18 protein-coding genes are annotated in these 15,198 nt (G+C 40.6%); all 18 read right to left on the reverse strand.

Translation table 11 applies throughout. The features are described 5' to 3' along the window. Positions 1-18 precede the first annotated feature (18 nt). Positions 19-750 carry an ABC transporter ATP-binding protein gene (locus AC07YC_RS16595; protein WP_494919904.1) on the reverse strand — a complete coding sequence of 244 codons (732 nt, stop codon included), beginning with the start codon at positions 748-750 and terminating at the stop codon, positions 19-21. A gap of 12 nt (positions 751-762) precedes the next feature. Further along, positions 763-1,509, reverse strand: a complete 747-nt coding sequence (locus AC07YC_RS16600) for an ATP-binding cassette domain-containing protein (RefSeq protein WP_494919905.1) — start codon at positions 1,507-1,509, stop codon at positions 763-765. Continuing rightward, positions 1,502-2,314, reverse strand: a complete 813-nt coding sequence (locus tag AC07YC_RS16605) for an ABC transporter permease (protein ID WP_494919906.1) — start codon at positions 2,312-2,314, stop codon at positions 1,502-1,504. Before AC07YC_RS16605 ends, AC07YC_RS16600 begins: the two co-directional genes overlap by 8 nt. Further along, positions 2,311-3,279 (reverse strand): ABC transporter permease, encoded by a 969-nt coding sequence (locus AC07YC_RS16610; protein ID WP_336634779.1) that lies wholly within the window; start codon positions 3,277-3,279, stop codon positions 2,311-2,313. Before AC07YC_RS16610 ends, AC07YC_RS16605 begins: the two co-directional genes overlap by 4 nt. Next, positions 3,269-4,855, reverse strand: a complete 1,587-nt coding sequence (locus AC07YC_RS16615) for an ABC transporter substrate-binding protein (RefSeq protein ID WP_494919907.1) — start codon at positions 4,853-4,855, stop codon at positions 3,269-3,271. Before AC07YC_RS16615 ends, AC07YC_RS16610 begins: the two co-directional genes overlap by 11 nt. A gap of 26 nt (positions 4,856-4,881) precedes the next feature. Next, a complete protein-coding gene (locus AC07YC_RS16620; RefSeq protein ID WP_494919908.1) occupies positions 4,882-5,688 on the reverse strand; it encodes an urease accessory protein UreD in 807 nt (268 codons plus the stop codon). Beyond that, positions 5,681-6,310, reverse strand: coding sequence for an urease accessory protein UreG (gene ureG, locus AC07YC_RS16625; RefSeq protein WP_008174842.1), 630 nt, complete (start codon positions 6,308-6,310; stop codon positions 5,681-5,683). The genes AC07YC_RS16620 and ureG overlap by 8 nt, the downstream gene beginning before the upstream one ends. Positions 6,311-6,327: 17 nt before the next feature. Beyond that, positions 6,328-7,068, reverse strand: coding sequence for an urease accessory protein UreF (locus tag AC07YC_RS16630; protein WP_336634781.1), 741 nt, complete (start codon positions 7,066-7,068; stop codon positions 6,328-6,330). Beyond that, the gene (locus AC07YC_RS16635) at positions 7,010-7,456 is read right to left on the reverse strand and encodes an urease accessory protein UreE (protein WP_494919909.1); all 447 of its coding nucleotides are present in this window, start codon (positions 7,454-7,456) and stop codon (positions 7,010-7,012) included. The genes AC07YC_RS16630 and AC07YC_RS16635 overlap by 59 nt, the downstream gene beginning before the upstream one ends. 52 nt (positions 7,457-7,508) lie before the next feature. Beyond that, positions 7,509-9,224 carry an urease subunit alpha gene (ureC, locus tag AC07YC_RS16640; RefSeq protein WP_336634783.1) on the reverse strand — a complete coding sequence of 572 codons (1,716 nt, stop codon included), beginning with the start codon at positions 9,222-9,224 and terminating at the stop codon, positions 7,509-7,511. After that, positions 9,221-9,589: an urease subunit beta gene (locus AC07YC_RS16645; RefSeq protein ID WP_008174848.1), complete on the reverse strand. Its 369-nt coding sequence runs from the start codon at positions 9,587-9,589 to the stop codon at positions 9,221-9,223. The genes ureC and AC07YC_RS16645 overlap by 4 nt, the downstream gene beginning before the upstream one ends. A 14-nt stretch (positions 9,590-9,603) precedes the next feature. Further along, on the reverse strand, positions 9,604-9,906 hold the full coding sequence (ureA, locus tag AC07YC_RS16650) for an urease subunit gamma (protein ID WP_036080666.1): 303 nt from the start codon (positions 9,904-9,906) through the stop codon (positions 9,604-9,606). A 467-nt stretch (positions 9,907-10,373) separates the two neighbouring features. Then, the gene (locus tag AC07YC_RS16655; protein ID WP_494919910.1) at positions 10,374-11,618 is read right to left on the reverse strand and encodes a methyl-accepting chemotaxis protein; all 1,245 of its coding nucleotides are present in this window, start codon (positions 11,616-11,618) and stop codon (positions 10,374-10,376) included. Between the two features lie 158 nt (positions 11,619-11,776). Beyond that, entirely contained in the window at positions 11,777-13,198 is a 1,422-nt protein-coding gene (aspA, locus tag AC07YC_RS16660; RefSeq protein ID WP_336634785.1) for an aspartate ammonia-lyase, read from the reverse strand. A gap of 280 nt (positions 13,199-13,478) precedes the next feature. Beyond that, on the reverse strand, positions 13,479-14,108 hold the full coding sequence (locus AC07YC_RS16665; protein ID WP_494919911.1) for an NAD(P)-dependent oxidoreductase: 630 nt from the start codon (positions 14,106-14,108) through the stop codon (positions 13,479-13,481). Between the two features lie 71 nt (positions 14,109-14,179). Beyond that, positions 14,180-14,593 carry an Rrf2 family transcriptional regulator gene (locus AC07YC_RS16670; RefSeq protein WP_025117200.1) on the reverse strand — a complete coding sequence of 138 codons (414 nt, stop codon included), beginning with the start codon at positions 14,591-14,593 and terminating at the stop codon, positions 14,180-14,182. 113 nt (positions 14,594-14,706) lie between these two features. After that, positions 14,707-14,913 (reverse strand): thymidylate synthase, encoded by a 207-nt coding sequence (locus tag AC07YC_RS16675; protein WP_336634787.1) that lies wholly within the window; start codon positions 14,911-14,913, stop codon positions 14,707-14,709. Positions 14,914-14,958: 45 nt separating this feature from the next. After that, entirely contained in the window at positions 14,959-15,147 is a 189-nt protein-coding gene (locus AC07YC_RS16680; RefSeq protein ID WP_336634788.1) for a hypothetical protein, read from the reverse strand. Between the last annotated feature and the right edge of the window lie 51 nt (positions 15,148-15,198).

Raw genomic sequence — 15,198 nt, forward strand, 5'->3', positions numbered from 1 at the left:
TTTCGGTTTATTTTCATATTATTCGTTTTCTACGGCTTGGAAGAGCATTTGCGCATACTTGTCTGTAAAAGCAAAGCCACCTTCGCATTTACGGCTCTCATCAACAATTTCACCCGATTTCATCACGTAAATGCGATTACACAAATAAGAAACTGCCTTTAAATCATGCGAGATAAATAAAATCGCCACGTTTTTTTCTTTATTTAAAGTCACTAATAAATCGATTATCTCTCGTTGAATCAAGCGGTCTAAGCTCGAAACGATTTCATCACATACTAATAGTTGAGGTTCGACTAAAATCGATCTTAGTAAATTAACCCGTTGTCGCTCCCCTCCACTTAGCTCAGAAGGCAGGGCTTCTAAAATATCCGATGGGAGCTTTACCATTTCAAGCATTGTCTGTAGTTCGCGGTCCGTGAAGGACTTGTGTGCCACCTGTATGGGCTCGCGCAACAATTCCCTGACGGTCCACACGGGGTTTAAGGCAGCCGTAGCATTTTGAAAAATGATTTGGCAATTTTCATAAAAATACGAGCGATTTTGCTTCGTCATTAATTGATCTTCAAAAAACAGAGCCCCTTTTTCAGGCTTTTCTAGCTGCATAATTAGTTTGGCCAAAGTACTTTTTCCACTACCGCTTTCTCCCACAAGCCCTACGATTTCACCTTTTCCAACTGTTAGGTTTATATTCTTCAATATTTGCTGTCCTGCTCGATAGCTTTTATTCACCTGGTCAACATGAAGCAACAATATCAACGCCTCCTAAAAATGATGAGCGACAAGCCGCTTCGTATATGGATGCTTGGGCTCCTTAAAAATTTCCGATACTTGCCCACTTTCTACAATTTCACCATTTTTCATCACCAGCATGGAATCAGCAATCTTAGCAACCCCTAAATCATGGGTAATAAAGAGAATGGTCGTCCCAAGGCGGGCATGGAGATTTTTTAGCAATTTGATAAATTCTTGTTGATGGAGCATATCTAGAGCAGAGGTCGGTTCATCTGCCATTAAAACATCGGGTTCATTATAGAAGGCGCAGGCAAGCATGCAGCGTTGTAGCATACCGCCAGAAAGCTCAAATGGATAGCGTTGTAGCACATCCTCCGGTAAGTTTAATTCCTTTAAAATTGCCATGATTTTACTTAAAAATTCTTCTTCCTTATGTCCCACCCTCGAAGCCGTCAACCGATAGAGTTGCTGCTTCATTTTTTGAGTTGGTGAAAAACTATTCGTGGCATCCTGAAAAATGCTAAAGAAATGCTTTTTCCGTAGCTCCACACGCTCCTGTTCAGACATGTCCATGAGGTTTTTTTCATTAAATAAAATCGAGCCTTCCATACTTGCTCGTGCTGGCAGCATCCCAAGCAGAGCTGAAAGAGTCGTACTTTTACCACTACCACTCTCACCAATGATAGCCGTAATATGCCCTTTAGGCACAGTAAAAGTCAAACCTTGAATAAGGGATTTGCCGGATAAGCGAACAGCCAAATTGTCAACCTTAAACATGCGATCGGCTCCCTCCTTGTTTGAAAGTACCTCCAATAACTTGCACACATAAAATCGTTATAAAAATTAACAGCCCAGGGAAAAGCCCCATCCACCAAGCCCCCACAAGTAAATCATTTTGCGCTGTGTACAGCATTGTTCCCCATGATGGAGTAGCTGGTGGGACACCAATTCCTAAAAAGCTTAAGGAAACTTCAGTAAAAATAGCCCCAGCAAAATTAAAGATGGTCACCACAAATAACGCAGGGATACAATTACGCAATAAATGCCCAAAGAGAATTTTCCACAGCGGCGTGCGGAACATTTTCGCCATCTGCACAAATTCTTGTTCCTTTAACCGGATAAACTCAGAGCGGACGATACGAGCAGTAACAAACCAGCCTGTAAGCCCCATAATCATTGCCATTCGCCACACACTGCCCTGCATAATTGCCTGTAGAGCTAAGACGATCACTAATGAAGGAATGGTTAAAAAGGCCTCGAGAATACGCATCATTACAACATCAATGACACCGCCGAAATATCCGCTTATGCCCCCATAAATGATGCCAATTATGCTAGATAGCACAACGGACACAGTGGCAATGAGGAGCGTCACCTTTCCTCCGACTAATAAGCGCGAAAGTACATCTCTCCCTAGCTGGTCAGTTCCTAATAAATGAATGGCATTCGGTGCTTGATAAATTTGATTCATATCCATCATATTCGGCTCAAAAGGAGCTACTAATGAAGAAAAAATAGTCGTTGTACAAATGAGAGCTAAAAGTACAAGCCAAAATATCGGGTACTTCCGCTGTTTTCTCATACAAATCCCCCTCTTCTTAATCGAGGGTTCAAGCCAATCATCAAAATATCAATGACAAATAAACAGATGACCACAACAACGCCGATGATCAATATAGCCCCCATTAAAACGGGAAAATCCTTGAGCATGACGGATTTTACCAAAAGCTGTCCTAAGCCTGACCAACCAAATAATGTTTCGACTACAATGGAGCCTCCGAAAAATGATGGGATGGTCACACCGACATAGTTAATATAAGGAATGACAGCATTTCGTAAAATCATAGTTCGAATTTCACGTTCAGATACTCCATTCGCTCGTGCCACTTGTACATAGTAGCTATGATTCTCTATTTTCACACTATCCTGTAAAAAACGGGCAAAGATGCCCACATGAGAAATAACGAGAACTGCTAGCGGGAGTGCCATATGATATAAACGATCCACGAACCCTCCATCGCCCCGCACATCATTCATTCCCGAAGATGGGAACCAGCCTAATGTTATAGCAAAGACCATGATGAATAGTATACCTAGCCAAAATGGTGGTATCGCGGAGCTAGCAATACTAAAGATAGAAAGTCCACGGTCGAGTAATGAGCCCTCCCTCATGCCAGCCTGTAAGCCAAGCCAAATAGAGGCAATCGTTACTAGGACTAACGTTAAAACAACGAGCTGTAGCGTATTCGGTAAGCGCTCCAGTAAAATCGTCAAGACAGGTCTTCCTTCTTTAGCTGAGTACCCTAAATTACCTTGTACTGCTTCCCCCAACCAAGTCCCATACTGTATGAGTACGGGTTGATCGAGTCCAAAGGCTTGTTCAATACGTTCTTTCTCTGCCGTCGTTAATGTTTGGGCATTGCCTCCATAATAAGCTGCTGCGGGATTGCCAGGAGCGGCGTGCATCATGCAAAAAGAGAGGAAGCTCACGATAATGAGGACAATTGTCCCCATTATCACTCGCTTCCCAAGCCATTTAGCGATCATTCCATTTCCACTCCTCGACATTCCATAGGAAGCCTGCTCCATGGTGACCTAAAATTCGCTCTTTAACACCGCTAATTTGTTTATCGATACCATAGACAGCATCCACATAAGCAAAGTAGGCAAACGGTGGATCTTGAGCTAGCTCCTCCTGCAATGCCATATAGACTCTCTTCCGTTGCTCAGGATCGACCGTAGTACGACCTTCCTCTAGCAATGCGTCCACTTTTGCATTGGCATAGCTGCCGTAATTATAGCCAGCACTCGTGAGACTGGATTCTCCAGAATGGAAAAGGCTGTACGTATGATGGTCTGCATCATATGGACTTCCCCATCCAACCATAAAGGCTTCTGTTTCTTCAATAACAATATTGCTCCAATCCAGTGCAGCCACTTTCACATCTGCCCCAACAGCTTTATAGCCCTCCGCCACATAATTGGCCATATTCACACGCACAGTATCCGTAATGGGCGCGGTAATGGTAAATGTTAATTTTTGACCTTCTTTATAGCGGAAACCGTCATCAGCTAATTGCCAGCCTGCTTGCTCGAGCAGCTCATTTGCTTTTTTTACATCGTAAGTATAATGTTCGATTTTTTCATTCACAAAATTATGTTTTTGTAGTGGCGAATAAGCTTCTGTGCCGTAGCCATGTAAAATACCTTTTACGATGCCAGCTCGGTCCGTTGCATAGCTAATCGCCTTTCTTAGTGAAACATCCTTCCAAATCGGATACTTCATATTGAATAGAACGCCGCGATAATCAGCGGATTCAACCTCGTACATTTTTAAATGTTCTACTTTTGATAGTTCCTCAACCTGATTTGGATCAAGTAATGCAATATCCACCTCACCTGATTTTAGCTGTAAGGCACGCACATTGCTATCAGGAATAAATTTAAAAATGACCTGCTCAATTGAAGCTTTTGTACCATAAAAAGTAGGAAATGCTTTGAGTGTCAAGCTTGTCCCTTTATCCCATTGTTCAAACATATAAGGACCGGCACCGATTGGTTGTTGATTAAATGATGCAGTTCTCATTTCCTGTCCTTCGAAGGCATGCTTTGGCAAAATAGGCACAGTTAATTTGTCTAGCATCGGCGTAAATGGTTCATCTAATTGGAGGGTCATTGTCGTGTCGTCGATTTTTTTCATGCCCGTCACATGGATAAAATCAGATTTTAAATAGGAGCCGTTTGCATCATCAAGAATACTTTCGATGGTGAAAATAATATCGTCGACTGTTAAAGCCTGCCCATCATGAAATGTCACCTGATCATTTAACACAATTGTATAAGTCATCTGGTCATCTGATATATTAATACTTTTAGCCATATCAAATACAGGTACATTTTGTTCATCGAAGCGCATCAAACCTCTAAATAAAAAGGCATCCAAATTCGTTTCCTCTAAAAGTGGATTTAAACCTGCAAACTCTGACTCAGAAGCAAAAACAAGCTCATTCGCCTGAGAAGCTGACGAAGCAGATGACTGTTTCTCCTCGCCTTGACTGGACTCTTTCGTACAGCCTGCAAGACAAAGTATCATTAGAAGTATCCATACTGAAAACTTTTTCAATTCACTATCTCCTTTATCACAAGAAATTACAGTAATGCTGTCATATGTTCAAACATACGGTTTATTTCCTTGTGAAGTGTTCGTTGCTCTTTGGCGAGCCATCTACAATGAATCGCCTGATCTGTTAGCTTTGTTACGCTTGCCTGAAGAGATTGCTCCTGCTGAATCAAAGCCTGTAAATCTCTCATGTTTATATTATTCACAAGTGGTGACACAATCCATAAGGAACCGATATAGAGTGCCTTTTCGAGCAGGCCAAGCGCTGCAAAATTCATTTCCTGTGGTTTAAAATGGATGGAATCAAACGCAATAAGTTTATTCTCTACATAAACCTTATATTTAGATTGGTAGTCTTGATAATCAAAGACTTCTCCCCGCATTTCTCGGCCTGGTGCGATAATTTCACCCCAAATTAATGTCGAGCTCTCCTTCATGTGAATAGTTGTATCCGCTTGAAACTTGGCTCGTTCAAATGGAATGGTCACTTCAGGAAGCCATTCTAACCGTGCTTCATCAGCAATTTCAACCGTAATAGCCTGGGTACAATGATCACCTGTATGCGAAGGATAGATTTTCAATGCTGATTGTTGCTTAAGCCTTACTCGACTTTCTGGTGCCAGTTTGACATTGATTTCATTGCGGTCTCCCGCTACCATCCCACCAGAGGACTCCATCAAAAATACTGTAGCAGTTGGATCACTACCTTCATATAATTCACGGCTAGCCTTTAAGGGAGGCTGCTGGTACACATGAACTAGTCGTGTATAGCCCCTCCTAGGCTCAAAGGCCATTGCTAATTTGCCGAAATGATTGATCTTTTGTTGATTAGGCATGGTTGTCAACAGCTTCGGCACCTTCAAGTAGCATATGGTGCTGAATCCATTCAACCACCTTATCTACATTCGTTTGTGAACGAACATCTGCAAAAATATAGGGACGGCCACCACGCATTTTTTTCACATCCTGATCCATTATTTCTAGATCAACCCCAACATGAGGCGCCAACGATGTTTTATTGATTAATAGTAAGTCTGAACGCGTTAGCGCTGGACCGCCTTTACGTGGGATATCCTGTCCTTCTGCCACATCAATTACGTAAATATAGCCATGCACTAGCTCAGGACTAAATGTTGCAGATAGATTATCGCCACCACTTTCAATGAAAATAATATCTAAATCTTGGAAGCGTTTATTTAAATCATCAATCGCTGCAAAATTCATCGATGCATCCTCACGAATAGCTGTATGAGGGCAACCACCTGTTTCCACACCAATAATACGCTCCTCCTCTAAAACACCATTCGTTATTAAATATTGAGCGTCTTCCCTTGTATAAATATCATTTGTGATAACCGCTACATGATAATGCTCATGCATCACACGTGTTAATTGATCTACTAAAGATGTTTTTCCTGACCCAACTGGGCCGCCGATACCAATACGTATTGGTTTCATTGTTATCCTCTCTCTTTCTATGAAATAAATAATCTGGCATATAAAAACTCATGTTTCATGGATGCCAATTCAATCCCTAACGCATTATTCGTTAAATCATCCATCGTTAATGACATCACTGTTTGCGTTGCTTCTTCTACTGAAATCAATAGCTCATTCAATGCTTGGACACCTGTATTCTGACCAAACGGTACTGCACGTACAGCATTTTGTACTAGGCCGCTAATTGATGCATACATAAAGGTCATCACTGCGTGAAAGACATTGACACCTAGCGCCTCGCAATAGATTCCATAAAGCACGGCGTATTGTCCCTTCACTTCTTCACGCTCGATTTTCTCCTTCCACTGCGATAAAAAAGGATATTCCATAAGCGGTGTCACAGTTCGTACAAATTGCTTCCCTACATTAACACTCGCCTCTTTAGATTCCTTAGCAAGCTTCATAGCCCCACAAAGTTCATCGAGCTCTGTCAGTCGAGCAATATCCCTGTCTTTAGCTGCATGGAATGCTTCTTGAATAAGAATCGCATCTCCGTGCACTAAATTATGAAATAAATAGCCCTGACAAAATTCGATTAATTGTTCCTTTGTGCGAATGAGATCTTCTTGAATATACGTTTCCATACCATAGGAATGTGTATATGAACCTATCGGGAATGCCGAATCGTGAATTTGTAAAAGTTGCAGTATCGATAAATTAGTGAGAGTGTCCACGGTATTTGAACGGCTGCTTGAAACGTCTTTCTGTTGTTTCATAGTGCACCCCTATTTCATCTAATAATGGATTAATCGTATGATCTGCTCGTACGATGATTTCATTGTTTTCAATTAGGCAAGGTGTATGACGATTTCCTAATTCGAAAGCTGATTTTCCCATTTCATGCATGTCTTTGGGCGTAATAACAATGACAGGCTCTAATTTTGTACGAATGGCTATACGACGGTGATCATCCTCAAATAATAAATCGCCATATTTTAATGGTTCATCACCTTCTAGACGTAAAGCAATGTCTGTACCTTGATCTGTTTCTGTGCGAAAAATTCGTTTGCTTAGTTCCTCCCATTCTAGCTCAATCCATTCTGTTGTCTTTTGTTGATGTTCTTCTTCGTGGGCAATATTCCCAATGATTTTTTCGATTAACATATGTTTAGCACCTCAATATTTTTTTATTGGCTGTTACTCTCACTTTAATTGCTTAGAATAAGAAATATCGTTGAGCCATTGGTAGTACATCTACCGGCTCACATGTTGCTAATTCACCATCAATTTTTACTTCATATGTTTCTGGGTTCACATCAATTTCTGGCGTCTCGTTATTAAGTTTCATGTCAGATTTACGAATATTTCGGCAATTCGAAACCGTCCCAATCATTCGTTTTAAGCCTAATTTCTCTGGCAAGCCTTCTTCAACCGCAATTTTCGGTAAAAATGTCATGCCACAATTTTGAGGTCCTTGTCCATAGAAGCCATAAGTCTGACGGCCTTTCATTGGCTGTGGTGTAGGAATAGATGCATTTGGATCACCTGTAATACCATAAACGGCTATACCAGCCTTGATGACCACTTCTGCCTTTACGCCAAAGAACGCTGGTTCCCATAGAACAATATCGGCTAATTTTCCTTCTTCCAGTGAACCAACCTCATGGCTAATACCATGTGCGATTGCTGGGTTAATATTTAGCTTTGCCATATACCGCTTAACGCGATAATTATCGTGTTCCTTGCCCTCATCCTGTGACAAAGGTCCACGTTGCTTTTTCATTTTGTCCGCAGTTTGGAACGTCCGTATCGTCACCTCTCCCACACGACCCATCGCCTGTGAATCCGAAGACATGATGCTCAATATTCCTAAGTCCTGCATAATATCTTCTGCAGCAATTGTTTCAGGTCGGATACGTGAATCTGCGAATGCGACATCTTCTGGCACATCATGCTTTAAGTGATGGCACACCATCAGCATATCTAAATGCTCATCAATCGTGTTCGTCGTAAATGGTTTCGTAGGATTCGTCGAGGCTGGCAAAATATTTGGTAAAGATGCCATTACTAGCTGGTCAGGCGCGTGTCCACCACCAGCACCTTCTGTATGGAAAATATGAATAACACGGCCATCGATGGCATTGATTGTATCTTCCACAAACCCTGCTTCATTTAATGTATCGGAGTGCAGGGCTACTTGAATATCGTATTCGTCTGCAACGGTTAAGCTTTGATCCAGTGCGGAAGGTGTTGCCCCCCAGTCCTCATGAATCTTCAAACCGATGGCACCCGCACGAACTTGCTCGATAATTGGTGCTGGGTCTGAGGCACTACCTTTTGCAAGTAATCCCACATTCATTGGGAAGCCTTCCACAGCTTGTAACATGCGATGTAGATGCCATTCACCAGCAGTTAAGCTTGTCGCCTTTGAACCTGCCGCAGGTCCTGTTCCGCCACCAATAAAAGTTGTTGTTCCTGCTAATAGGGCCGTTTCAACTTGATCGGGACTAATGAAGTGGATATGTGTATCAATGGCACCAGCTGTTGCTATAAGCCCTTCCCCTGCATAAACCTCTGTGCCTACGCCGATAATCATATCCTGATCGACGCCGTCCATACTATTTGGATTGCCTGCTTTGCCAATGCCAATAATTCGGCCATCTTTAATACCGATATCAGCTTTCACAATACCTGTATAATCGATAATGATGACGTTAGTAATGACTGTATCTAGCACACCTTCATTGCGTGTATTTTTACCATTTTGCCCCATTGAAACACGCAGTGATTTACCACCACCAAAGACACCTTCATCTCCATAGGATGTATAGTCCTTCTCAATTTCGATCCACAAATCCGTATCGGCTAAACGCACTTTGTCGCCAACTGTAGGACCGAACATTTTCGCGTAAGCTTCATGTGTTACCTTCATTTTTCTTCCGCTCCTTTAAAGCCACCTTCAATTGCCTTGTCTAAAATTTCATCTTTATGGTGAGTTGACCCTTCTGTTAGCTTATTTAAGCCAAAGACATGCTGTTTCCCACCAAATTCGACAAGCTCTACTTCCTTTTCTTCCCCAGGTTCAAAGCGAACTGCCGTCCCTGATGGAATATTTAAATGCATACCGATTGCATCTTCACGATTAAATTCTAGAAATCTATTTACTTCGATAAAATGAAAATGTGAACCTACTTGAATCGGACGGTCACCTGTATTGGCTACTAGAACCTTTTTTGTTGCCCTGCCCACATTGATTTCAATCACACCATTTTTCGGTCGGATTTCTCCAGGAATCATCTGCCAACACTCCTTTACTGAATTGGACGGTGAACTGTGACAAGCTTTGTCCCATCTGGGAAGGTACATTCTACCTGTACATCTGAAATCATGTCACCGACACCTTCCATTACGTCCTCTGCTGTCAGAACATGCTTAGCATCACTCATTAGCTGTGCGACAGTTTTTCCATCTCTAGCACCCTCCATGATGAAACTACTAATAAGGGCAACAGCTTCTGGATAATTTAGCTTTAAGCCGCGAGCTTTTCTTTTCAGCGCAAGTTCTCCTGCCACATGGAGGAGTAGTTTTTCTTGTTCTACTGGTGATAGCTTCAAATCAATCTCTCTCTTTCCTATATTCAGAATTATCTTTCAATAATATTTTTCCAAGCATACTTCCTTTCAATTACATGAGCTTTTTACTACCATTTAGTTTTTTTAGCATTTAATTGTTGTCTTACAAATTATGATTTCGCAAGGGATATGCGAAGAGAAATAGAAATGACTTGTTGACCCGGCGAACGCGGGTTGCAATAGTTGAAGTGAGTAATAGAGGTAACAGCTAGTCCATTATAAGAAACTAAATTAAAAAATTCAACATTTTTATTTATCTGTGAATTTACAAGTTTTATAAATAACTCATAAAAAAAGAGGCTTATTTTACAGAAAATTGGTCAACTGTAAAAAAGCCTCTTATCCTATGGAGTAAAGGAACAATAAAATTATACTAAAAAACTTGTAAATTTATTTGTTTCGGATCATTATTTCAGGGCTATAAACCCTTGAAATTTCCCATGGGCCTCTTAAGCACCGAATTGATTGGTTAATTTTTGTAAACTATCAGCCTGCACACTTAAATCCTGTGTGACGTGATTGACAGCCTGCATGGAAGCAGTTTGCTCATCCATTGACTGCAAAACAGACTCTGTGTAATTCGATAATCGGCCCATTCCATCCGCAATAGTTATGACCGTTGATGCCACTTCATTTGCGCTACTGGAAAGCTGTTCGGCTGTTGCGGAAATGTCTTCAAGCTGGTTATTCATACGACTTACATGCTGTGTGATCGTCCCGAATGATTTTGTCGCCTCATCAATGACATAAACACCTTGCTGAACATTTTTCAAATCCTCCTCCACCGATGAAGCGACTTGTTTTGTATCATGTTCAATGCCTACTACTAAGTCAACAATTTGCGTAGCAGATTGCTTCGATTGCTCAGCTAATTGACGGACCTCTTCTGCTACTACTGCAAAGCCTTTACCATGCTCTCCAGCCCGTGCGGCTTCAATGGCAGCATTTAAGGCTAATAGATTGGTTTGATCAGTAATGGCTGTAATCATATCGGTCATTGATTTAATATCTGACATTTTTGTGGATAGTTGCTGCATCAGACTACTTGTTTTGTCAGTTGATGATGAAATAAATTGCATTTGTTCCTTTGCTACATGTAAAATGGCTACCCCATTTCCTGCAATTTCATTGGCCTCTTTGGCATGACTAAAAACATCCTGTGTAGCAACGGTAATACGTTCAATTCCATCGACAGTTTCTTGCATCGCCTGAGCACTATCACTAGCAGATTGTGCTGCTTGCTTCAAGCCATCCGATGTTTTCTCTATCTGCTGATCTACTTCCTCCACAGCTAGTGTAATTTCACTTGTACTTGCTGATAGTTCTTCAATACTTGTTGATAAATCCGTAGAGCTATTCGCAATTTTTTGTGTCATTGTTCGTAATTGATTTTTCATGTCTAAAAATGATTGTGCTAGCTGAGAGATTTCTCCATTATCATGTACCTCAATGACAACTGTATCCAATTTGCCTGAGGTAATCCCTTGTGCAGCCTCCGTTAGCTGTTTGATAGGCTGTATCACTTTAAAATGGACATAGACTGTGTACGAAAGTGTAATGGCAATTCCTAAGATGGTTAAAACGGTTGCAAGCCATTCTAATGTTGTTACATCGGCCAAATCTAAAAATAAAATAATAATCATTAACACATTTAAAGCTGAAAAGCCAAGTAAACTCTTATTGCGTAAACTCATAACAAATTCCCCCAACTAAAATATTACTTCCATACCAGTATTATAGTTGAATAATCCTGAAAAACATAAGAAAAAGCCCCCTTTTATATGAGTAAAGTTCTAAAAACTGCATAAAAAAACTGTAGACAGCCATAAAGGCATATCTACAGTCCATATGATTATTTTAAGTTCATGATGCTTGAGCCAGCGATACCTGGATGTGTCATTTCATAAGGGTCTAAAATTAGGTCCAGTTGTTCTTTTGTTAAAACACCCGCTTCAATACAAAGCTCACGGATTGAACGACCTGTTAGAATCGCTTCACGTGCAAGACGAGCAGCAACTTCATAGCCAATATGAGGGTTCACAGCAGTAAGTACCCCTACACTTTTCTCTACATATTCTTTCATACGTTCTTCATTTGCTTCAATATCTTTTAAGCAGTTTTCTGTAAACGCACGGAAAACATTATTCATAATGCTGATAGATTGGATTAGGTTAAATACTAATACCGGCTCCATAACATTTAACTCTAATTGACCAGCTTCAGAAGCTAATGAAATTGTATGGTCGTTACCAATCACTTGGAAAGCCACTTGGTTCAGTACTTCTGGCATAACAGGGTTTACTTTACCTGGCATGATTGAAGAACCTGGTTGGCGAGCTGGTAAAAGGATTTCCCCTAAGCCGGCACGTGGACCTGAAGCCATTAAGCGTAAGTCATTAGCAATTTTCGACATATTAATCATACAAATTTTTAACGCACCCGATACTTCTGTATAAGCATCTGTATTTTGTGTAGCATCTACTAAATGTGTCGCACCCTTTAATGGTAAACCTGAGATTTCTGCAAGATGCTCATCGACAGATTTAATATAATCTGGGAAAGCATTTAAGCCTGTACCTACAGCAGTTGCGCCCATATTTACATCATATAAGTTTGGACGTGTTTGACGAATACGTACAATATCACGGTTGATGACACGGCAATAAGCTTCGAACTCTTGTCCTAAACGAATTGGCACTGCGTCCTGTAAATGCGTACGTCCCATTTTAATGACATGTGCAAATTGCTCTGCTTTTTGATGGAAAACAGATTGCATATAATCCATCGTTTCTAATAATTCATCTATTAAATTTAACACAGCGATATGAATGGCTGTTGGGAAAGCATCGTTTGTTGATTGTGACATATTGACATGACTGTTTGGACTTACTGTATGATAGTCACCTTTTTCTTTCCCTAAAATTTCTAGGGCACGATTGGCGATAACTTCGTTTGCATTCATATTGATGGATGTACCTGCTCCACCTTGGATTGGGTCTACAAGGAATTCTGCATCCCATTTGCCATCAATTACTTCTTGTGCTGATTCGACAATTGCCTCACCAATTTCTTTTGATAATAGGTGTACTTCCATATTACTTAACGCAGCTGCTTTCTTCACAATCCCCATCGCTTTAATAAGTGAAGAGTGAATTGTGTAGCCTGTAATCGGGAAGTTTTCCGTTGCACGTAGTGTTTGAATTCCGTAATAAGCCTCTGCTGGTAATACGCGCTCACCTAAAAAATCTTTTTCTATACGTTGTGTTGACATCATTGTCGTCTCCTTTTATGTAATACTCACACTTGATAGTAGCTAATAAAAGTCGTATTGTAAACAGTCATTTTTCTGTAAACGAAAAAAATCCTTCAAAAAAGCAAAGAAATCGCTAAAAACCGAGCACATTTTAATAATGTCCTAGCATTATTAGCCGATAAAGGTTCGATACAATATAACTAGGCAACTGTATGCGATAGCGTTAAAAATTTCATTGTGAATCAAAAAAACCAATAGAATAACCGATTAGGTCCATTCTATTGGTTTGTTCATTCTTCTATTATTTATGCGATGTTACAGTAAAACGGCTATTTTGATGCTGAGGATTTTCAAGCTCATCCAATACTGCCACTGCATAATCTGCGTAGCTTACATAGCTTTCACCAGCTTCATTTACTAATAAATGATCGACTCCTGTTGTATAGTGACCCGTACGTGGACCTTCTGGATCAAAAAATGCTGATGGACTTAAAAATGTCCAATGGATAGCAGATTGTTGTAGGTCCTGTAGATTTTGTCCTTGATTTTGCGCAGTTGCTAGGAACATAGCTGGGAAATCAGGTGTTTCCATTACACGGATTTGTTTTTCAGGATCTACAAAAAGACTACCTGCCCCTCCCACAACCAGTAATTTTGTTTCAATGCCTTCGAAAATTCCGATTAAATGACGACCCGCTTTCACATGTAAATCTTCCTGACCAGCTGGTGCGCCAAATGCATTCACTACTGCATCGAAGTCTTTCACGTCAGCCTGTGTTAATTGAAACACGTCTTTTTCTATTACGGGGATAGCTGTTGTTACTTTTGCCGCAGAACGAACGATAGCTGTTACTTCATGACCACGTTGCACCGCCTCCTCTACTATTTTTTGTCCTGCTTTACCTGTTGCACCAATGACAGCAATTTTCATTGTATGTTCCTCCTTAAATTATAGTTGTAACCATTTTAGTTACAGGTTAGATACAGATAGACCATCTTCGCTTAAGTACGAAGCTGATCTAGCACATCCTGCAAAGTCTGTGCCTGTAGCTGTGCTTCCATTGCCTGCCAAATAGATGTGTACACATCTTCCAAAGTATGTTGGATTTCTCGTCCCACTGCACACGCTGGATTCGGCTCATCATGAATCGCAAAAAGCTGTTCTGGCCCATCGATTGCTTGATAAATTGCTAAAAGTGTTAAATTCTTTGGTTCCACTAAAAGCTCATACCCCGCAACCCCTGAATGTGATAAAAGTAAGCCTGCCTTTTTCAGAACACCAATCATACGTCTTACGACCACTGGATTTGTATTTACACTTCCAGCGATAAAATCGGACGTAAGTAAGCTTTTATCAGATGTTGTAGCAATTAGCGAAAGAATATGGATCGCCACCGAAAATCGACTGTTCACCATATGTATCACCACCTGTTGTAACTATTATAGTTACAGGTAAATAAAAAAGCAAGCACATTGCTTTTCGCTACCTGTTTTTATAGTTCCGTTTCTTGATTTATCTATACATACATTTAGATTTTATTGACATAAATCACTAGTTCCTGGCGTATTTGCCCATTGTCCTCATAAAAATCTAGATTATGAAATTCATATTTAAAATGACCTACTGGAAAAGTCACGCTTTCCCCCTGTGCTGCCGCAAGTATACCTGCCACGTCTTGTGATACCATATGTAATAATTCATCACCCGTGACTGAATCTATAAAGATTACGTTCATAAAAAAACACCTCCTCAGCCATTATAGCTTAGAAGGCGCTTACATTTATAGTCTTTCTTTATAGCCTTTAATACGGATTTCTTCAATCACTTGCATCATGTCGAACAGTTGTTGCCGGGATAAATTGGAGGTATTAGCGTCCTGCGCTTGTTGCTCGGAAACCTTTTTTCGTTCTAGATGATCGGACTGTTGCTCATTTTCTTCTACTTCCTGAAGGACCATTGTTTTCTTCACAACTTTCACCTCTACCATAAATTTGACCGACTACCCATTCCAAATAATGCT

The organism is Lysinibacillus sp. GW247-5R2A, from assembly GCF_059424475.1.

Bases quoted from the DNA above. Each gene is read 5' to 3' on its own strand.
- AC07YC_RS16600 (WP_494919905.1), bottom strand. From the start codon at position 1,509: ATGTTTAAGGTTGACAATTTGGCTGTTCGCTTATCCGGCAAATCCCTT.
- AC07YC_RS16605 (WP_494919906.1), bottom strand. From the start codon at position 2,314: ATGAGAAAACAGCGGAAGTACCCGATATTTTGGCTTGTACTTTTAGCT.
- AC07YC_RS16610 (WP_336634779.1), bottom strand. From the start codon at position 3,279: ATGATCGCTAAATGGCTTGGGAAGCGAGTGATAATGGGGACAATTGTC.
- AC07YC_RS16620 (WP_494919908.1), bottom strand. From the start codon at position 5,688: ATGCCTAATCAACAAAAGATCAATCATTTCGGCAAATTAGCAATGGCC.
- ureG (WP_008174842.1), bottom strand. From the start codon at position 6,310: ATGAAACCAATACGTATTGGTATCGGCGGCCCAGTTGGGTCAGGAAAA.
- AC07YC_RS16630 (WP_336634781.1), bottom strand. From the start codon at position 7,068: ATGAAACAACAGAAAGACGTTTCAAGCAGCCGTTCAAATACCGTGGAC.
- AC07YC_RS16635 (WP_494919909.1), bottom strand. From the start codon at position 7,456: ATGTTAATCGAAAAAATCATTGGGAATATTGCCCACGAAGAAGAACAT.
- ureC (WP_336634783.1), bottom strand. From the start codon at position 9,224: ATGAAGGTAACACATGAAGCTTACGCGAAAATGTTCGGTCCTACAGTT.
- AC07YC_RS16645 (WP_008174848.1), bottom strand. From the start codon at position 9,589: ATGATTCCTGGAGAAATCCGACCGAAAAATGGTGTGATTGAAATCAAT.
- AC07YC_RS16655 (WP_494919910.1), bottom strand. From the start codon at position 11,618: ATGAGTTTACGCAATAAGAGTTTACTTGGCTTTTCAGCTTTAAATGTG.
- aspA (WP_336634785.1), bottom strand. From the start codon at position 13,198: ATGATGTCAACACAACGTATAGAAAAAGATTTTTTAGGTGAGCGCGTA.
- AC07YC_RS16665 (WP_494919911.1), bottom strand. From the start codon at position 14,108: ATGAAAATTGCTGTCATTGGTGCAACAGGTAAAGCAGGACAAAAAATA.
- AC07YC_RS16670 (WP_025117200.1), bottom strand. From the start codon at position 14,593: ATGGTGAACAGTCGATTTTCGGTGGCGATCCATATTCTTTCGCTAATT.
- AC07YC_RS16675 (WP_336634787.1), bottom strand. From the start codon at position 14,913: ATGAACGTAATCTTTATAGATTCAGTCACGGGTGATGAATTATTACAT.